The organism is Nocardia sp. NPDC056000, assembly GCF_042269265.1.
Lineage (GTDB): Bacteria > Actinomycetota > Actinomycetes > Mycobacteriales > Mycobacteriaceae > Nocardia.
Genome location: NZ_JBHJXS010000020.1, coordinates 136686 through 155537, shown reverse-complemented (window position 1 = coordinate 155537; position 18852 = coordinate 136686). Strand labels below are relative to the sequence as shown.

At 66.8% G+C, this 18852-nt stretch carries 16 protein-coding genes and 1 pseudogene; 11 read left to right on the top strand and 6 right to left on the bottom strand.

Going from position 1 to position 18852, the window contains the following annotated elements; all coding sequences use genetic code 11:
* Positions 1-945 (top strand): annotated as a pseudogene (locus ACFC4D_RS43215) (Isoniazid-inducible protein iniC); the annotation flags it as partial.
* Between the two features lie 44 nt (positions 946-989).
* Here ACFC4D_RS43215 and ACFC4D_RS43210 read toward each other — a convergent pair.
* Positions 990-2150, bottom strand: a complete 1161-nt coding sequence (locus ACFC4D_RS43210; RefSeq protein ID WP_364636297.1) for a zinc-binding dehydrogenase — start codon at positions 2148-2150, stop codon at positions 990-992.
* A 135-nt stretch (positions 2151-2285) separates the two neighbouring features.
* Entirely contained in the window at positions 2286-3989 is a 1704-nt protein-coding gene (locus ACFC4D_RS43205; RefSeq protein ID WP_376072288.1) for an MFS transporter, read from the bottom strand.
* Between the two features lie 109 nt (positions 3990-4098).
* Between ACFC4D_RS43205 and ACFC4D_RS43200 the strand changes: the two genes are divergently transcribed.
* From ACFC4D_RS43200 to ACFC4D_RS43190, 3 genes are all read left to right on the top strand, one after another.
* Positions 4099-4623: a MarR family winged helix-turn-helix transcriptional regulator gene (locus tag ACFC4D_RS43200; RefSeq protein WP_375961027.1), complete on the top strand. Its 525-nt coding sequence runs from the start codon at positions 4099-4101 to the stop codon at positions 4621-4623.
* Positions 4624-4687: 64 nt separating this feature from the next.
* A complete protein-coding gene (locus tag ACFC4D_RS43195) occupies positions 4688-5560 on the top strand; it encodes a haloalkane dehalogenase (protein WP_376072285.1) in 873 nt (290 codons plus the stop codon).
* Positions 5561-5663: 103 nt separating this feature from the next.
* Positions 5664-6530 (top strand): RNA polymerase sigma factor, encoded by an 867-nt coding sequence (locus ACFC4D_RS43190; protein WP_376072282.1) that lies wholly within the window; start codon positions 5664-5666, stop codon positions 6528-6530.
* Positions 6531-6539: 9 nt separating this feature from the next.
* Here the strand turns inward: ACFC4D_RS43190 and ACFC4D_RS43185 are convergent, their stop codons facing one another.
* Positions 6540-7436: an LLM class flavin-dependent oxidoreductase gene (locus ACFC4D_RS43185; RefSeq protein ID WP_376072279.1), complete on the bottom strand. Its 897-nt coding sequence runs from the start codon at positions 7434-7436 to the stop codon at positions 6540-6542.
* A gap of 131 nt (positions 7437-7567) precedes the next feature.
* On the opposite strand from ACFC4D_RS43185, the gene ACFC4D_RS43180 reads away from it, so the two are divergent.
* The 7 genes from ACFC4D_RS43180 (at position 7568) to ACFC4D_RS43150 (ending at position 15412) form a co-directional block, all read left to right on the top strand.
* Complete coding sequence (locus tag ACFC4D_RS43180; RefSeq protein WP_376072277.1) at positions 7568-8656, top strand: DUF1707 domain-containing protein; 1089 nt, start codon at positions 7568-7570, stop codon at positions 8654-8656.
* 7 nt (positions 8657-8663) lie between these two features.
* Complete coding sequence (locus ACFC4D_RS43175) at positions 8664-9431, top strand: DUF1707 domain-containing protein (protein ID WP_376072274.1); 768 nt, start codon at positions 8664-8666, stop codon at positions 9429-9431.
* A 231-nt stretch (positions 9432-9662) separates the two neighbouring features.
* Positions 9663-11501: a molecular chaperone DnaK gene (gene dnaK, locus ACFC4D_RS43170; protein ID WP_375961015.1), complete on the top strand. Its 1839-nt coding sequence runs from the start codon at positions 9663-9665 to the stop codon at positions 11499-11501.
* Positions 11498-12094, top strand: coding sequence for a nucleotide exchange factor GrpE (grpE, locus tag ACFC4D_RS43165; RefSeq protein ID WP_364636270.1), 597 nt, complete (start codon positions 11498-11500; stop codon positions 12092-12094). Before dnaK ends, grpE begins: the two co-directional genes overlap by 4 nt.
* A 111-nt stretch (positions 12095-12205) precedes the next feature.
* On the top strand, positions 12206-13381 hold the full coding sequence (dnaJ, locus tag ACFC4D_RS43160) for a molecular chaperone DnaJ (protein WP_375961013.1): 1176 nt from the start codon (positions 12206-12208) through the stop codon (positions 13379-13381).
* Positions 13381-13776, top strand: coding sequence for a heat shock protein transcriptional repressor HspR (locus tag ACFC4D_RS43155; RefSeq protein WP_364636264.1), 396 nt, complete (start codon positions 13381-13383; stop codon positions 13774-13776). Before dnaJ ends, ACFC4D_RS43155 begins: the two co-directional genes overlap by 1 nt.
* A gap of 466 nt (positions 13777-14242) precedes the next feature.
* Complete coding sequence (locus ACFC4D_RS43150) at positions 14243-15412, top strand: globin domain-containing protein (RefSeq protein WP_375961010.1); 1170 nt, start codon at positions 14243-14245, stop codon at positions 15410-15412.
* 67 nt (positions 15413-15479) lie between these two features.
* On the opposite strand, the gene ACFC4D_RS43145 is transcribed toward ACFC4D_RS43150, so the two are convergent.
* The 3 genes from ACFC4D_RS43145 to ACFC4D_RS43135 form a co-directional block, all read right to left on the bottom strand.
* A complete protein-coding gene (locus ACFC4D_RS43145) occupies positions 15480-16265 on the bottom strand; it encodes an FAD-binding oxidoreductase (RefSeq protein WP_376072272.1) in 786 nt (261 codons plus the stop codon).
* 96 nt (positions 16266-16361) lie between these two features.
* Positions 16362-17522 (bottom strand): FAD-binding oxidoreductase, encoded by a 1161-nt coding sequence (locus ACFC4D_RS43140; protein WP_375961006.1) that lies wholly within the window; start codon positions 17520-17522, stop codon positions 16362-16364.
* A gap of 154 nt (positions 17523-17676) precedes the next feature.
* Complete coding sequence (locus ACFC4D_RS43135) at positions 17677-18654, bottom strand: NADP-dependent oxidoreductase (protein WP_376072269.1); 978 nt, start codon at positions 18652-18654, stop codon at positions 17677-17679.
* Positions 18655-18852 lie beyond the last annotated feature (198 nt).

Genomic DNA, 18852 nt, shown 5'->3' with positions numbered 1-18852 from the left:
ACGGCCGGGGGTGGGACCAGCGCTCCGCTCGGGGTGATCGGGGTGGTGTCGCGGGCGGATGAGATCGGGGCGGGGCGCATCGACGCGTTGAATTCGGCGCGGGATGTGGCGTCGCGATTCGCGACCGAGTTGGAGCGAACGGGGTTGTGCCAGTCGGTGATTCCGGTGGCCGGGCTGCTGGCGTTCGCGGCCGCCACGCTGCGGCAGCGCGAATATCAGGCGTTCGAGGCCTTGGCCGGGGTGCCGACCGATACGCTCGCCGCCGCACTGCTGTCGGCGGATCGGTTCGCGCGGCCCGATCTGCCGCTACCGCTGCCGCCCGAACTGCGCGCACATCTCGCGGCGCGTTTCGGCCTGTTCGGAATCCGCTTGGCCGTCACGCTGATTCGGCTCGGTGTGCGCGACTCGGCAACGCTTGCCGCCGAACTCACTCAGCGCAGTGGACTCGATGAACTGCGCACCGTGCTGGATGTGCAATTCGCCCAGCGCGCGGAGGAATTGAAGGCGCATTCGGCGCTCACGGCACTGGCTCGAATCCTGGTCGCCAACCCGGGCACCGAGGCCGATGCGCTATTGCCGCGGGTGCGGACCTTGTTAGCGGATGTGCATGGATTCACCGAGCTCCGCCTGCTCGGTCATCTGCGCGCCGAGGAACTCCCGTTCGCCCCGGCCGATCTCGCCGAACTGCATCGCCTGATCGGCGGCGCGGGCGTCGCCGCGCACCGCCGCCTCGGCCTGCCGTCGCACACCGACGTCAACACCCAGCGGGATCGGGCGCTGGCCGCCGTCCAGAAGTGGCGGACCCGAGCCCGCCACCCACTGGCCGATCAATTCATGGCGAACGCCTGCCTCACCGCCGCCCGCAGCGCCGAGGGCCTGCTGGACATCCTGCACGAGCCTCCGACGACGCCATTCGCTCGAATCACCCTGCCCCGCAACGCATAGCGCGGGATGCCGCACCACGCCGGAATGGCAGGGCGCGGCTCGCCTCAGGGAGTGGTCGCGGTGCTGCGCGGATCGATGAGGATCTTCGCGTGGTGGTCCGGGGAAGCGAGGGTGGTGTACGCCGCGTCCACGCCATCCAGGCCGACCGTACCGGTGATCAGGGGCGTCGGATCGACCTTGCCGTCGGCGATCATGTGCAGGGTGTCGCGGAATTCGCCCGGGTCGTAGCCGAGCACGAAGCGGAGTTCGATCTCCTTGTTGATGGCGGTGGCGGGGTGGATGCGGTCCGATTCCATACAGACACCGACCACCACGATGCGCGACATGGGCGGGGCCGCCGTCAGCAATTGATCGAGAATGCCGGGTACGCCGACGCATTCGAAGATGACCGGCCCGGCCGGACCCTGATTGAGACTGTGCGCGGCCCGGAACACGTACCACCACGGGATATTCGGGATACGGCGCAGCTTTTCCATCGCGTCGAAGCCGAGGTTCAGGATGTCGGACGCCCCGGTGATGCGGGCCTTCTTCGGCGACGCCGTCCACGGCGAATCCACGCCCGGATCCACCACCACATCCGCACCGCAGGCGGCGGCGAGCTCGCGGCGGCGCGGGGAGAAGTCGCTGGCGATCACCAGCCGCACGCCGGACGCCTTCAGCATGGTGATGACGGCCAAACCGATGGGTCCGCAACCGATTACGAACGCCGTCTGCCCCTTGCCGACGCGCCCCTTGCGCACCGCGTGCCATCCCACCGCCATCGGCTCGGTCAGTGCCGCGTGCTCGGCGGACAGCCCATTGGGGATGGCGAAGGTCATGGATTCCTGCACCACCGTCTGCTCCGCGTACCCGCCCGGCGCGGACGCGGACAGTCCGGTCAGATGCGGCACCCGCCCGCCGCGCAGGATGGGCAGCGCCACCACCGGCGTCCCCGGCTTCCAGCGCCTGCGGGTGCCCGCCCCGTAATCGACCACCTCACCGGAGAATTCGTGCCCGAGCACCACCTTCTGATCCGAGCGCATGAAGTGCTGGTAGCCGGTGGCGGCCGCCATATCGGCGAGCTCGTCGCAGTGCGTGCGCGCGTGCAGATCGGATCCGCAGATCCCGCAGCGCAGTACGTCGATCACCAGCTGCCCCGGTCCCGGAATGGGTTCCGGTAGCTCCTCGACTCGGAATTCGCCCTTGGTTACCGTGACCGCCCGCATGGTGCACTCCTGTCGAAAGACGTTGTCAGTGCTGAATTCTTCCCGTCGCGGGCGGCGGCGGAAAGGGAACGGCCCGCGAATCCGGCGTTTCCACCGGATTCGCGGGCCGTATCGCGGGCCTTATCGAGGGCGGAATCAGACTCCGACCAGCTCGTCGTCCAGGTCGACGAGCTCGTGCTGTTCCAGTTTCACGTCCCTGGGCAGTGCCGCGAAACCGAGGCAGACCAGCGCCATCAATCCGATGCCCCAGGCCAGCGTGTACCGGAAGGTGTGCGCGAAGTTGACCGCGTTGGCCTCCGCGCCCGCATCGGCGAGCGTGGTCGCGATGCGCGCGTCACCGCCGGTACCGCGGCAGCTGTCCGGCACCGCGGACGGATCCACGGCCGCCGACCGATCCTGCACGCAGGCACGGAAACTCGCGAGAATCTGCTCCTGCGCGGGTCCGGGCAATCCGGCGGTGCTCAATTCGGTGCGGGTCTGCGCGGTCACCGCATCCACCCCGCGCGCCGAATCATGATCCAGCTGCCCGAAGAAGATAATGCCGACCAGCGCCACACCCAGCGCCAAACCCAGCTGCTGACCGGTATTGAGCAGTCCGGAGGCCGCGCCCGCCTCCCGCTCCGGAATCTGGCCGAGCAGCATGTCGATGGTCGGCGCGACCACGATGCCGAAACCGGTGCCGGTCACGATGAGCGGCAGCACCATCTGCCAGGACGCGAAATCACTGCCGTAGTGCGTGGCCAGCCAGCCGTACAGGCCGAAACCGCCCGCGGTGATCAGCCCGCCCGCCAGCAGCACCCAGCGCCCGAACTTCGGGGCCAGCACACTCACCGAGGTGCCCGCGCCGATACCCGCGCCGACCGCGAAGAACACCGAGGTGAGCCCGGCCCGCATCGGCGACCAGCCCAGTCCGGCCTGCATGAACAGGGTCCAGATGAGGAAGAAGCCGCCCATGCCGATCCAGAACAGCAGCCAGCTGGACAGGCCCACGGTGAACGGGCGGGACCGGAACAGATCGAGGTCGATCAGCGGTGAGCCGACCGTGCGCGCCCGCCGCCGTTCGTAGACCACGAAGGCCGCGAAGGTCACGGCGGCCGCCCCGATCATGATGAATGTCCAAGCAGGCCAATCCTTCTGGCGGCCCTCGGTGAGCGGGTAGACCAGCAGCACCACCGCGCCGATGGCCAGGATCATGCCGGCGATATCCAGGCGCGGCGCGTGCGCGGACCGTGAATCCCGCATGACGATGCTCGCCGCGATCAACGCCGCGATGCCGACCGGGATATTCACCAGGAAGATCGGCCGCCAACCCAGATCGAACAGATTCCACTGCACCAGTAGCCCGCCCAGCGACAGCCCGACCGCCGACGCGGAACCGCCGACACCGCTGTAGATGGCAATCGCCTTGGCGCGCTCATGCTTCGGGAAGGTGACGCGAATGATGGCCAGAATCTGCGGCACCATGAGCCCGGCCATCGCGCCCTGTACGAAGCGCGAGCCGATGAGCAGGGTGGGGTCCGAGGCCAGCCCGCAGGCGGCCGAGGCCAGGGTGAAACCGGTCATGCCGATGAGGAACAGGCGTTTGCGGCCGTAGATATCGCCGAGCCTGCCGCCGGTGATGAGCACCGCGGCGAAGGACAGCACGTAGGCGGCGATGATCCATTCGATCTGCGAGTACTCGGCCTCGAGGTCTTTCTGAATGCTCGGGACGGCGACGTTCACGATCGTCACATCGAGCAGGTCCATGAACCCGGCGGCCAGGATGACGGCGAAGGCGATCCAGCGGCGCGGGTCGAGGGTACTTGGGGGATTTTCCAGGGTGGGGGTGTCGGAAGCCACGGCGAGCTCTCTTCGATTGGTGGGTGGTGCGACCCTTCAAACTATGCACATGAAGTGATTATCAATCAAGAGGGCATTCATATTTTGTGCATTGCTGTAGTCTGGCGAGGTGAGCGATGACGCCGGAACCCAGTACCCGCGGCTGTTCGATTCCCCCGCATTCCTGCTGGGGCAGTTGGGCTCCCACTCCGCGTACCGCTTCGCCGAACTACTGACCCCGCTCGGCATCAAACCTCCGCAGTTCGGCACGCTGCGGATTCTCGAGGCCAATGACGGGCGATCGCAGCAGCAGCTGTGCGAGGCGCTCGGGATTCACCGCAATGTGATGGTCGGACTCGTCGACGACCTGGAGAAACGCGGGCTGGTCGAACGCCGCAGGCATCCCGCCGATCGGCGCGCGCACGCGGTGCACCTGCTTCCGGCGGCCCGGGAACTGCTCACCGAAGCCACCGCGCTGGCGCGGGGACTGGACGCGGAAATCCTGTCGGCGCTCGACGATGACGAACGGGCGGTCATGGTGAAGCTGTTGCAGCGCGCGGCCGTCGGCAACGGGCTGACCCCGGGTATCCACCCCGGTCTCACCGCCGCGCCCGGTACCGCCGCGGCCTGTGAGGTGGATCACTCGGCTCGGTAGTCACAGGCGGCGGCCGTGCGTGTCCAACCAGGTGAAGGCGAAAAACACTTGGAAGGACAACCTCATGGCCACCGTCGACGTGCTCGACTCGTTCATCAACTACAGCGACACCGGCAGCGGGGCCATCCCCGTGGTGTTCCTGCACGGCAATCCCACCTCGAACTACATCTGGCGCAATGTGATTCCGCATGTCAGCGGCGAAAATCGGGCGCTGGCACCGGATCTCATCGGTATGGGCGCTTCCGGTAAGCCGGACAGCGACTATCGGTTCGCCGATCACGCCCGCTACCTCGACGCCTGGTTCGACGCGCTCGCGCTGGATCAGGTCGTCATCGTCGGTCACGACTGGGGCGGCGCGCTCGGAATGGACTGGGCGGCAAGGCATCCCGGCCGGGTGCGCGGTATCGCCGTGGTCGAGACCTTCCTGCGGCCCATGCTCTGGTCGGAGATGCCGCCCGCGGGCGCGGAACTGTTCCGGCGCTTCCGTTCGCCCGAGGGCGAGGAGATGGTCCTGGAACGCAATATGTTCATCGAATTCAACCTGCCCGCCTCCACCCGCTCGCTGACCCTCGAGGCCCTGGACGCCTACCGCGCGCCGTACCCGACCCCGGCCTCGCGCAAGCCGATGCTGGTGTGGCCGCGCGAGTTTCCGCTCGACGGCGAGCCCGCCGACGTGGTCGCCGCCATCGAGAACTACGACCGCTGGATGGCGGACACACCTGAAGTGCCCAAACTCGTCATGGCCGTTCAGGACGGCGTCGGCCTCGGCTCACCCGAGATGATCGACTGGGCCGCAACCACATTCGCCGCCGCCGAGGTGGCGAATATCGGCCCCGCCGGACACCACTGCCCCGAGGACCAGCCCGACGCCATCGGCACGGCCGTCGCCGACTGGATTCGGCGGCACGCCCTCACCACCACCCCGGCGGTAGCCTGAATCCGCCGTGGCAGGGCTGATCACGGGGCGCGCACTCGACACGCCCCGTGATCCCCGCCCGCGACGCTTGCGCCGCACCGCCGTCCGTTCCAGGCTGGCGGTCATGGAGACCGACGAGAGTGCTGTCCGGCAGGGGCCGGATGCGGATGAGCTCGCACTGGTCGCGCGGGCCGTCGCCGGGGATCGGACCGCTATCGGCGAAGTGGTGCTGCTGCTTCAGGATCCGATCTACCGGCTGGCGCTGCGCATGGTGTGGCGGCCCGCCGACGCCGAGGACGCCACCCAGGAGATTCTGTTGCGCGTGGTCGGGCACCTCGGCACCTGGCGGGGTGAGGCGAAGTTGCTGACGTGGGCGTATCGGATCGGTGTGAATTACCTGCTGAATCTCAAGCGCAAGACATCCCAGGAGGAGCGGCAGGTCAGCCTGGACGCGTTCGGCGAGGACCTGAGAGACGGCCTGGCCGAAGCGGATTACCGCGGGCCCGAGGGCGAATTGCTCACCCACGAGGTGCGGCTGAACTGCACCCAGGCCATGCTGCAATGTCTCGCGCGCGACGAACGCGTCGCCTTCGTGCTCTCCGATATCTTCGCGCTGTCCTCCGCCGAGGCGGCCTGGATCACCGACTCCACCCCCGCCGCCTATCGAAAGCGCCTGGAGCGAGCCAAGAAACGCATCGGAAATTTCCTCACCGACACCTGCGGCCTGGCCAATCCCCAAGCACCCTGCCGGTGTTCACGTCGTGTCGACAAGGCTCTCGAACTCGGCCGCATAGATCCCCACCGCCCCGCATTCGCCGGACACCAGGTCACCCCCGGCGGCCGCGGCGTGGCAGCCGCCGCCCAGCAGATGTCCACCCTCCGCGATGCCGCCGCCATCCTCGGCGCACACCCGGATTACGCCGCGCCACAGGCGAAGATCGACGCCATCGCCGGACTGATCGATTCGGGTCGCTTCCCCCTCCTGAACTGACCGGGAGGTTCAGGTGGCTGACTCGAGCAGCTCTCGGGCGGCGGGGACGACCTGGCGGGCGAAGCGGTGGATTTGATCTACGTCGAAGCCCGGGGGCCAGTAGATGAAGGTGTCGAAGCGGGCGTTCTTGTGCAGGGCCGCAATGATTTCCGCCCATTCGCGGGCGGAGCCTTGGATGGGGTCCCTACCGCGGGGGCGAGGGTTGAGGGAGCGGTCGCTGATGACGCCGGGGAGGGCGGCCATGCGGGTGATGGCGGCCGGGTCGCGGTGTGCGGCGCGGGCGGCGGTGTCGATGCGGTCCTGGGCGGCGTGCCAGTGTTCCCAGGGGAGCCAATTGGGCAGGGGCGCAACCCATCCGTCGCCGGTGCGGCCGATCAGGTCGAGGGCGTGCGGGCCCATCGCGCCGATCCAGACGCCGATATCGTGCGCCGGGGCGGGACCGCCCGCGATGCCCTGGACGGTGTATTCGTCACCTTGGACGGCGACCAGGCGGCCGGGCCGCCATTCCGCGCGAATGATCTCGATACCTTCTTCGAGGGCGCGCAGCGCCGCACGGCCCTTCAGCGCCGGACCGCCCATGGCGACGATGCCGTCCTCGAAAGCCCCCGCGCCGACGCCCAATTCGAAGCGCCCGCCACTGAGCAGGTCGAAAGTGGCGGCCTGTTTCGCGATCATGGACGGTCGCCGCAGCGGCATATTCGCCACCCCGGGATAGACGGTGATCCGCCCGGTCGCGCTCAGACAGGCCCCGACGACGGCGAAGGTATCGCCGAATTCCGGCGCGTACGGATGATCCTGGATACCGACCAGATCCAGCCCCTCATCCTCGGCCGCCTTGGTCATATCGAGCACGTCTTCCAGAGCCGCCGCGGTGGGCGGGATCGAAATGCCGAAACGCACATCCATCGGGCCTCCTCCGGTCGCAGCGGTCCAAACGTCTAGATCTTGCCCGCCAACCTGCGAAAACCGGGTATTTCGGACATAGCGCGTGTCCAGGTTGCCGCCCTATCCGCTGCCCGGGCGGATACGATCCGCGTGTGAGTGCGAGATCGTCCGATGCGTCGGGTTCCGCCAGCGCCGGGCGATTGCGGGCGCGTGATATCGACCGGGTGAATGCCCGGGCCCGGCTCGATGCCGCCTATGAGGAAGGGCAGCTGGGGGCGGACGAGTATGAGCAGCGGTCGCAGCGGGCGCAGGCGGCGCAGACGCTGGAGCAGCTCGCGCGGCTGACGGGGGATCTGCAACCCACCAAGGGGGCGGCGGGGGTGACCGCGCCGCCGACCAAACCGGTCGAGACGAGCCGGTATCCCACCCGTACTCGGGCGCGGGACAGCGATCGTGCGGCAACTTGTCTTTTGCTCGACGCCGGACTCGCCGACGGGCAGCTGAACGAGGCGGACGATCGCGCCCTGACCGAACTGGCCGGGGAGGCAAGGACTCTGGGGGAACTGGCCGATCTCACCTCCGATCTGCAACGGTCCGCGAACGCTCCCGGTGTGGCGCAGCCGCCGCGGTCGTATCGCGGAAAGCTGTTCGGGGTGGGCGTGCTCGCGGCCTGCGCGGCGCTGTTCATCGCGGGATTCGCGGCGGTCAATCGGCCCGCGCCGATTCCGGCCGCGCCGCCCGGGGTGAACCTCGGGGTGGTGGAGCCCGTCGTGGTCAAGATCCCGAATCTCCATACGGGAGAAGGGATCGCGGCGTTCTTCGCACTGTACAAAGCCAAGTTCGGCGATCTGTCCGTCGATGAGCTGACCCTGTATCCCGACTACGCGATCTTGAAGCGCATGGTGCCGGGGCAGTCGAATCGCCAGGCGGAGTACTACTATCAGGGCGGATTCAAGCAACGCTCGACGCCGACCACCCGCAAATCCGACGCCCCGGTCTTCGACCTGGGTGGCGTCGATACGACGGCCATCGGCGCACTGGCCGCGCGGGCGCTCACCGACCTGAATGTCGCGCAGGGGACGATCAGCCATATCAGCTTCGATCCCGATTCGACGTCCTCCCCGCGCGGGGTTCCGGCCCCGATCGTCCGAATCTACGTGAGCAACAAGGCCACTGAGGGCGGCTTCCTCGATGCCACCCCGGCGGGTGTGGTCACCCGCACGTCACCGTTCAAGGGATAGGACGGATATGGCCGACTACCGGAACCAGAGCATGCGCGTCCGCGACGCCGACCGAGTCGACGCCTGCGCGCTACTGGACAATGCCAAGGCCGAAGGCGAATTGACCGAGGCCGAACACGCGCGGCGCACCGCTGCCGCGATGGAGGCGCGCACCTTCGGAGATCTCGACAAGCTCATCGACGATCTCCAGATTCCGGCGAATCTCGTTGGCACCGCACTGCTTCGGCCGCAACGCCGAGATGACCTGCGGCGCTGGAAGATCGCCATAGCCGCGCTCTGCGTCGCGACCGTGGTGGGCGCACTCGGCGGCTGCATCGCCCGCAATACCGTCTCCAAACCGGATATGCCGGACGCCACCACCGGTGCGGGTTTCGCGAGTTTCGTTGCGGCATACCGGGATCACTTCGGCGACACCACCGTCGACCAGGTGACGATCTTCCCCGACCGGGTGTCGATCCAGCGCCCGTCGACGAAGGAAGGCCGTGAGGACTACTACAACTACGACGGCAGCTTCCGCGGCAGCAGTGACACCGCCCGCAGCTCCAGTGTCCAGTCGCTGGATCTGTCCACCATCGATCTGCCGAAACTGGCCGGTCTGATCGCGGGCGGAGCCGCCTCGGCCGGATTGCCCGGCGTTCCGGTTTCGCACATCAGCATCGAGCGCAGGACCGGTGAGGATCCGGCCATCTCCATCTATACGACGCAGGGTTCGCGCACCGGCTACCTGGTGGTTTCGATGCAGGGCGAGCCGCTCATGGTGAACGTCGCGAAGTAACCTCACTTTCGGGAGATTTCTCCGCTCCCCCGGGAATAGATGTCGTGAGTCACCAGTTGGTGCTGTTCAGACAAGGTTGAGCGCGACGGACTCAAGTTCAACTTGCACCGATCGGATATCGGGTGCAGGATTGAGCCGACCACGCTCAGTGTTGCTGAAGATTCCTGCCCGCCGGACGGGCAGGGATCTCGCCGCTAAGACACATAGGTACGTCAACCAGGAGGAATCACCATGGCTCGTGCGGTCGGTATCGACCTCGGGACCACCAACTCGGTCATCGCCGTTCTCGAAGGCGGTGAGCCGGTAGTCGTCGCCAACTCGGAGGGTTCGCGCACCACCCCGTCCATCGTCGCTTTCGCGAAGAACGGCGAGGTACTCGTGGGTCAGCCCGCGAAGAACCAGGCCGTCACCAACGTCGATCGCACGATTCGGTCCGTCAAGCGCCACATGGGCGAGGACTGGTCCGTCGAGATCGACGGCAAGAAGTACACCCCGCAGGAGATTTCCGCGCGCACGCTCATGAAGCTGAAGCGCGACGCCGAGGCGTACCTCGGTGAGGAGATCACCGACGCGGTCATCACCGTCCCCGCCTACTTCGAGGACGCGCAGCGCCAGGCCACCAAGGAGGCCGGGCAGATCGCGGGCCTGAACGTGCTCCGCATCGTCAACGAGCCCACCGCGGCCGCGCTGGCGTACGGCCTGGACAAGGGCGACAAGGAACAGACCATCCTGGTCTTCGACCTCGGTGGCGGCACCTTCGACGTCTCGCTGCTGGAGATCGGCGAGGGCGTCGTCGAGGTCCGCGCGACCTCCGGTGACAACCACCTCGGTGGCGACGACTGGGACGAGCGCGTCGTGACCTGGCTGGTCGACAAGTTCAAGGCGTCCTCGGGCATCGACCTGACCAAGGACAAGATGGCCCTGCAGCGTCTGCGCGAGGCCGCGGAGAAGGCCAAGATCGAACTGTCGTCCTCGCAGTCGACCTCGATCAACCTGCCCTACATCACCGTCGATGCGGACAAGAACCCGCTCTTCCTCGATGAGCAGCTCACCCGCGCCGAGTTCCAGAAGATCACCTCCGATCTGCTGGACCGCACCCGCAAGCCCTTCCAGTCCGTCATCAAGGACGCGGGCATCGCCGTCGGCGACATCGATCACGTTGTCCTCGTTGGTGGTTCGACCCGTATGCCCGCCGTCTCGGAACTGGTCAAGGAGCTGACCGGTGGCCGCGAGCCCAACAAGGGCGTGAACCCGGACGAGGTCGTCGCCGTCGGCGCCGCCCTGCAGGCCGGTGTGCTCAAGGGTGAGGTCAAGGACGTCCTGCTGCTCGATGTCACCCCGCTGTCGCTGGGTATCGAGACCAAGGGCGGCGTGATGACCAAGCTCATCGAGCGCAACACCACCATCCCCACCAAGCGGTCCGAGACCTTCACCACGGCCGACGACAACCAGCCGTCCGTGCAGATCCAGGTCTTCCAGGGTGAGCGCGAAATCGCTTCGCACAACAAGCTGCTCGGCTCCTTCGAGCTGACCGGCATCCCGCCGGCCCCGCGCGGCGTGCCGCAGATCGAGGTCACCTTCGACATCGACGCCAACGGCATCGTGCACGTGACCGCGAAGGACAAGGGCACCGGCAAGGAGAACACGATCAAGATCCAGGACGGCTCCGGCCTGTCCAAGGAGGAGATCGATCGCATGGTCAAGGACGCCGAGGCGCACGCCTCGGAGGACAAGGCCCGTCGCGAAGAGGCCGAGACCCGCAACCAGGCCGAATCTCTCGTGCACCAGACCGAGAAGTTCATCAAGGACAACGAGGACAAGGTCCCCGGCGACATCAAGGAAAAGGTCGAGGCCGCGATCGCCGAGGCGAACGAGGCGCTCAAGGGCACCGATATCGCGGTCATCAAGACCGCGGTGGAGAAGCTCGCGACCGAGTCGCAGGCGCTGGGCCAGGCCATCTACGATGCGAGCGCCGCGGATCAGGCCGCCTCGGGCAACGGTCAGGCCGCGCCCGATGCCGATGACACCGTCGTCGACGCCGAGGTCGTCGAGGAGCCGGAGAAGAAGTGACGAACCCGAACCCGGAACAGGAACCGGTCACGGGTGAGGTAGGCGATGTCGCGGCGGAGGATTTCGCCGCGGCTTCGGCCGCCGACGTGCTGAGCGAGGATTCCCTCGCCGACGCCATCAGCGCCGAACTCGCCGAGCGCACCTCGGATCTGCAGCGGCTCACCGCCGAATACGCCAACTACCGTCGCCGTGTCGAACGGGACCGCAAGGCCACCATCGACAATGCCAAGGCCACGGTCGTCAGCGAATTGCTCGGTGTGCTGGACGATCTGGACCGCGCGCGTGCACACGGCGATCTGGAGGGACCGCTCAAGGCGGTCGCCGACAAGCTCGCCACCGCCCTGCAGAAGCAGGGCCTGGAGGAATTCGGCGCGGCGGGCGATCCTTTCGACCCGACCCTGCACGAAGCCGTCCAGCATGAGGGCTCCGGCCATGAGCCGGTGATCGGCATGGTCATGCGCAAGGGTTACCGCTTCGGCGATCGGGTGCTGCGGCACGCGATGGTCGGGGTCACCGACGCGCCCGAGGATCTGAACGGCCCGGCCGCATCGGATACGACGAACGCCGGCCCCGATGCCGCTGGTACCGAGTAACACACCGATGGCCCCGGCCGGGGCCGTTCGGGCGGTCTCTCGCGAGACCGCGAAGCCGGTGGTCCCGAATGGGACCGCGGCGCCGAGGAATTCGAGAGGAGGAGATGCCCGGTGAACCGGGAGTGGCTCGAGAAGGACTTCTACAAGGAGCTGGGTATCGCCTCCGGCGCCAGCCAGGACGAGATCAAGAAGGCGTACCGCAAACTCGCCCGCGACCTGCATCCGGACAAGAACCCGGGTGACGCCAAGGCCGAGGAGCGGTTCAAGCTGGTCAGCGAGGCGCACGCCGTGCTGTCCGATCCGGAGAAGCGCAAGGAGTACGACGAAGCGCGAAAGCTCTTCGCGGGCGGCGGTTTCGGCCGCGGCGGCTTCACTCCGGGCGCCGGTTACGGTCAGCCCGGCGGCGGGTTCTCGCAGGAATTCAACCTGGGTGACATCTTCGGCGGGCAGCAGGCCGGCGCCGGTGACGGCGGACTGGGCGATCTGCTCGGCGGACTGTTCAACCGGGGCGGCACCCGCACCTCGTCGCGGCCGCGGCGCGGCAGCGATGTGGAAACCGAGACGACACTGGGCTTCCGCGAGGCCGCCCAGGGCGTGACGGTTCCGCTGCGCATGACCAGTCCGGCCGCCTGCACCACCTGCCACGGCAGCGGCGCCAAGCCGGGCACCAGCCCGCGCGTGTGCCCGCACTGCAATGGCGCCGGTGTGGTCAGCCGCAATCAGGGCGCGTTCGGATTCAGCGAACCGTGCGAGGACTGCCGGGGCACCGGATCGATCATCGATGATCCGTGCGTCGACTGCCACGGCACCGGTATCCAGAATCGGACCCGCACCATCACCGTGCGCATTCCCCCGGGGGTGCGCGATGGGCAGCGGATTCGGCTGGCGGGTCAGGGTGAGGCGGGTCTGCGGGGCGCACCGCCCGGCGATCTGTTCGTCACCGTGCACGTCAGCCAGGACAAGGTCTTCGGCCGCAATGCCGACGATCTGACCCTGGTGCTGCCGGTCAGTTACAGCGAACTGGTTTTGGGTACAACGGTTTCCGTGCCGACACTGGAGGGACGCGTCGGCGTCAAGGTGCCCCCGGGCACCGCCGACGGCCGCACCCTGCGCGTACGCGGGCGGGGTGTGCCCAAGCGCGACGGCGGGGCGGGCGATCTGCTCGTCACCGTCAAGGTCGCCATCCCGCAGAAGCTGGACGACAATGCCGCCGAAGCGCTCCGGCGCTATGCGGAGGCGGAGAAGACCAGTGGATTCGATCCGCGTGCAGGCTGGGCAGGTGCGTGATGAGTTCCGATCCGAAGAAAGCCGCCGAGGCACAGTACTTCCTGATCTCGGTGGCGGCGCAGCTGGCGGGCATGCACGCCCAGACGCTGCGCACCTATGACCGACTGGGTTTGGTTTCGCCGCAACGTACTTCGGGCGGCGGGCGGCGCTACTCCGATCGGGATGTGCAGCTGCTCCGCGAGGTACAGCGCCTGTCCCAGGACGAGGGCGTGAATCTCGCGGGCATCAAACGGATCATCGAACTCACCAATCAGGTCGAGGAACTCCAGCAGCGCGTCGCGGAACTGAGCGGTGAGGTGGATCGGCTCCGTGCGGGGTACCGCCCGGATCTGACTCCGCCGCAGCGCAGTACGGCGCTGGTGGTGTGGCAGCCGCGGCATCGGCGAACGCAGTAGCCGGGCAACGCCGCACGCGATAGCCAGCGGGAAACGGGAAGCAGCGCTCCGAATGTCGGGGCGCTGCTTTTCTATTGCGGTGGCGGGCCGTGAAATTAATACAGACCGCTCGGTTGTATTGTTTGCTAAATGTATGTTTTGTCCAGCTGTGGCATGGGAATTCATCGCCTGTCATGGTTGCGGCAGGATCGCTCCCTTACTGAAGATTGCAAAACGAATCCCCCAAGATCGGTAGCCGAAAGCCGGTGTCCACCGGCGTTTCCCAGTTGAACAGTCTGTTTTCGTGCAGGTTTGGTTGCAGCAGGATCGTTTTCGGGGAATTACAGGCATGTTGTTGAAACGACTCATTCCGTTGCTGGCAAACCTCGCCTATAGTTGCTCAGCAACGGCTGCTGTCGAGTGTCCCGCAGCACTGCACTCACCGGCCCTGGCTTGTGTTCGAGTGCGAAATGGGGTTGTGACACAAATGGATTCGCGGACCGTCGCATTGATAAGAACGACGTTCAAGGCGGTAGCTGCGGAGGATGGTGGCCCCGAAAAACTCGCTCGATCGTTCTACGCCATCCTCTTCACGGAGTACCCCCAGGTTCGAGACTTCTTCCCGGCAGCGCTGGACGCCCAGCGCGATCGGCTGGTGAAGGCCATCGCCTATGTGGTGGACCGCCTGGAGGAACCCGATAAGCTACTGCCCTTCCTGGCGCAGCTCGGCCGCGATCACCGCAAATACGGTGTGGTCGGCGAACACTATGCGGCAGTGGGGAAATCACTCAAGGCCGCGCTGGAGTCGTACGCGGGCACCGAGCTGTGGACCGATGAGATCGGCCGGGCCTGGGACGAGGGGCTCACGGTCATCGCCTCCACCATGATGGAGGCCGCGGACCGGGAGACCACACCACCGGTCTGGACCGGCACCGTCATCGAACACCGTGAGGTACTGCGCAATCTCGCGATCGTGCGGCTCAAACTGGATCAGCCCATCCAATACGCGGCCGGTCAGTACATGAGCGTGCAGATCCCCTCGCGCCCTCGCATGTGGCGCTATCTCTCCCCGGCGATTCCCGCGAATCCCAGCGGCGAGATCGAATTCCACATTCGCGGCGTCACCGGCGGCTGGGTCAGCCCGGCCATGGTCGGGCACACCAAGGTCGGCGAGAAATGGCTGATCGGCTCACCGCTCGGCGGTCTCGGCGTGCCCCGCAATACCCGGCGCAAGATGCTCATGATCGGCTGCGGCACCGGAATCGCCCCGCTGCGAGCACAACTCATGGCCATGACCCAGCGCCGCTCCAACCCCAAGGTCGATCTGTTCGTCGGCGGTCACTACCCGTGCGACCTCTACGATCTGGAAATCCTCGGACAGCTCGCGCAGTCCAACAAATGGCTCACCGTCACCCCGGTCACCGAGAGTGATGAGGATCCGTGGTGGCAGCTCTCCAATTCCAGTGAGCCCAAGGAACATCCGGGCCTGCAACCGCGCGTCGTCGGCCAAATCGGCAAGGTGGTCGCGAGTTTCGGCGCCTGGGACGATCGCGATGTGCAGATCGTCGGGTCGCCGTCGATGGTGCAGACCACCAAGTTCCGGCTGATGGCCGCGGGGACCTCCACCAAGAACATCCGCCACGATCCGCTCTTCTGACCCCTCCCGAAAAGACCCCCGCGCCGCTGCCTGTCGCTCGGCAGCGGTGCGGGGCACCACCTAACTCTCAGAACCCTTCGTAGCGAATGAGTTCGCGCGGGGTGCCGGTGGCGATGAGCATTTCCACCGTGGACTGCACCATGGCCGCGCCGCCGCAGACCAGGATCTGCTGCAGGTCCAGCGGGCCGAAGCGGTGGACCACCTCGGCGAGGGTGCCGGGCATCAGCTCCTCGGGCTGGAAGCCGATATCGACGCGGCAGGATTCGTACCAGTCGTCGATCCAGTCCGGATCCTGCTCGTCCAGCACCACGGGAATGATTGTCAGCCAGGGCAATTCGTTCGCGAGCAGGGCCAGCATATCGGCGGCGTAGAGATCGCGCGGGAAGCGGCCGCCGACGAAAAGGTGGGTGCGCGGGGGCTGCTCGCGGCGTGAGATATCCAGCAGCAGCGCGCGGAACGGGGCCAGGCCCACCCCGTCGGCGATCATGATCAGGTCGGTGGCATTGTCGGCCACCGCCAGCCAGCCCGCCGGATTGCGGATCTTCCACTCGTCGCCGGTGCGGGTGTCGGCCACCATGGAACCGCTGCACCAGCCGCCGGGCACGGTGCGAATGTGGAACTCCAGCTTGCCGTCCAGCGACGGCGGCAGCGCGGGATACAGGCGGCGCACCATATTCGGATGCTGCGGGGTGCGCACCTCCACCGACTGGCCCGGCGCGAACGGCACGAACTCGCCGATCAGCCGGACCACCGTGAGATCCTCGCGCAGGCGGTGCGCGCCGACCACGGTGGCGGGCCACTCGGTCGGGCCGTCGATCCGAATCGGGCCGGTCTGATCGGGGTCGAGGGTCACCGCACACTCCTGCTCATCGAAAAACCTTGCACCGCACTATCTCTCACACAGACCGCAAAACCATCATCCCGGCGCGCGTGCGGCCGGGACGCGGGTTCACACCGGGTCGGAGTTGATCGCCGACTCGGGCGTGCCCACAGCCAACAGTGCCCGTTTGGTGTCCGCGATCATGCGCGCCGACCCGGCGATCTGGATCTGCCGATCCGCCCACGCGCCGAAACTGGCCACCACCGCGCCCAGGTTACCGATCAGCCGCCGGTGCATGCCGAACGGCGGATCCGCGGGCGGGTACGGATGCCACCACGGGTTGGTCTCGTTCTCGCACACCGGGATCACCGTGAGCCACGGATTGCTCTGCGAGAGCTGCCACATGTTCTCCACGTCGTACAGATCGCAGGGGTAGCGCCCGCCCATGAACAGGTGCACGCGCGGATTGATACCGCGCCGCCCCATCTCGATCAGCTGCGCCCGGATCGGGGCGATACCGGTGCCGGAGCTGATCATCAGCACATCGCGGCGGCTGCGCAGGTCCACGTGCAGCCCGCCCAGCGGGGACGCGATCATCCAGCGGTCGCCGACCTTGGTCTCATTGATGATGGCCGGGCTCACCCACCCGGTGCGCACCTTGCGGACGTGGAATTCGATCTCGCCGTATTGATTGGCGGGAATCGCGGGCGAGAGATACCGCCACATCTTGGGCCGCTGCGGAATCGCCACCGGCACATACTGTCCCGCCTGATAGGGGATCGGCGTATCGGATTGCAGCCGCACGATGGCCAGATCGTCGACCACCCGCCGGTGCCCGACCACGGTCGCCTCCCAATACGGTTGTGACGTATCGGAATTCGCGCCGATGGCCATGGACGCCGAAATCAGGATGGTGATATCGCGCCATCCGGACTCCAGCTGCCTGCTCCAATTTCCGACCCCGTTATAGGAGCGGAACGCGGCGAGCAGCGCACGACCGGCAATGTCGTAGTGCGCCGCCTCCACACCGTACTTGCGGTGATCGCGCGCGAGCTGCTCCAGGAATCGCTGCGCCCGGTCCCAATCCTCCAGATTGTCGAGCACGAACTGCACGGCCGTCACCAGCCGCTTGGGCTGCATATCCATGGCGGAGGGGAAGAGTTCCCGCAGGGCGGGGATCTCCGCGAATAGGTGACCGTAGAACGCGCTGATCAGTCGTTCGGGCCCGTGCGGGGCCTCGACGACTGTCCGGAAGTTTGCGCGGACCAGCGCTGCTGAACGCGCATCCACGACGTCGAGCTTTCCTTTCCTTGCTACTACCCCGGACGCGCCTGGTTCCAGGCGGTCCTCCGCGTCAAGTATCCCTGAAAAAACCGTGGTCGCACGGATATAGCCGAGGGTTGTGAATTTGCCGGTAGTTGGACGGCGGCGACGCACCGGGGGTTCAGATAACCAACACCGTCTTGCCACGTGCTCCGGAGGCGCCGATAACTTCCGGGGCCGCGTCCAGGGGCGGGGTGTTGTCGATCGGGACCACCAGATCGCCATTGCCGACATCGCGCAGCAGTTCCCGCAATTCCGGTGCGCCGCCGCTGGATTCGAAGTTCCCGCCGGTGATGCCGCGCGCTTTGAGCGCTTCCTCGTCGGCGGACCAGACGGTGGTGTACGCCGCACCGCCGGACTTGACCACGCTCGCATTGTCGGCGAACAGCGGTGGCGGGCTCACCAGATCGAAGAGCACGTCGACTCCGGCGGGCACTGTGATCCGCACCGAATCCGCGATCGAGAGCGGCGCGCCCTCGGCATGGGTCGGCGAGTCGGTGACGGTGATCCGCCCGTAGTTGACCACCTCGGTCGCACCCAGCCGGATCATCCGATCGGTGTCGTCGGGCCGCGCGGTCGCGATGACGTGCGCTCCCGCCAGCGCCGCGAGCTGCACCAGATAGGAGCCGACGCCGCCGGACGCGCCGACGATCAGCACGCTCTGCCCGGCCGCCACCTTCGCGGCGTGAATGAGATCGAGCGCGGTGATGCCCGCGGTGGGCAGGGCGGCGGCCTGGATGGAGGTCACCTCGTCCGGTATCCGGGCGATGATCGAGGTCGAGGGCACCACGATGTATTCGGCGAAGGTGCCGTGCCCGAGCGGCGGGTTGAGCCATTTGCCGACCACGCGTTCGCCTATCTCGACATCGGTGACATCGGCGCCGATGCCGACCACCCGGCCCGCGCCGTCCACGCCGGGGATGAGCGGAAAGTCGTGCGGCAGTTTGCCGTCCAGGAAGCCGTCGATGATGCGCTGGTCGAAGGGGTTGACGCCCGCGGCCTCGATTTCGATCTTGAGTTCACCCGGTCCGGCCTCGGGGACGGGCATATCGGCGGCCTCGGGGCGGCCGCCGAATTCTCGAACCACGATCGCGCGCATTGCTGCTCCATTCGTCCGGATGTCCGAGCTTGGGATGAGCGGGTGATGCGTCAACGAACCCGGTTCATCGTAGGCAGGGACACCCTGGAACCGGTGTGATTCAGGCCATTCGGTTTTGTTCGTGGCGAGTAGCCTTACGGGGACCTTCGGCACTGGTGGTCGCACCGGAAATTCGTCAGACTTGAGCGGAACAGACTC

Excerpts from the sequence above, each read along its gene's own strand:
- ACFC4D_RS43210 (WP_364636297.1), bottom strand. The coding sequence starts at position 2,150 with ATGCGGGCGGTCACGGTAACCAAGGGCGAATTCCGAGTCGAGGAGCTA.
- ACFC4D_RS43195 (WP_376072285.1), top strand. The coding sequence starts at position 4,688 with ATGGCCACCGTCGACGTGCTCGACTCGTTCATCAACTACAGCGACACC.
- ACFC4D_RS43190 (WP_376072282.1), top strand. The coding sequence starts at position 5,664 with ATGGAGACCGACGAGAGTGCTGTCCGGCAGGGGCCGGATGCGGATGAG.
- ACFC4D_RS43185 (WP_376072279.1), bottom strand. The coding sequence starts at position 7,436 with ATGGATGTGCGTTTCGGCATTTCGATCCCGCCCACCGCGGCGGCTCTG.
- ACFC4D_RS43175 (WP_376072274.1), top strand. The coding sequence starts at position 8,664 with ATGGCCGACTACCGGAACCAGAGCATGCGCGTCCGCGACGCCGACCGA.
- dnaK (WP_375961015.1), top strand. The coding sequence starts at position 9,663 with ATGGCTCGTGCGGTCGGTATCGACCTCGGGACCACCAACTCGGTCATC.
- ACFC4D_RS43155 (WP_364636264.1), top strand. The coding sequence starts at position 13,381 with ATGAGTTCCGATCCGAAGAAAGCCGCCGAGGCACAGTACTTCCTGATC.
- ACFC4D_RS43150 (WP_375961010.1), top strand. The coding sequence starts at position 14,243 with ATGGATTCGCGGACCGTCGCATTGATAAGAACGACGTTCAAGGCGGTA.
- ACFC4D_RS43135 (WP_376072269.1), bottom strand. The coding sequence starts at position 18,654 with ATGCGCGCGATCGTGGTTCGAGAATTCGGCGGCCGCCCCGAGGCCGCC.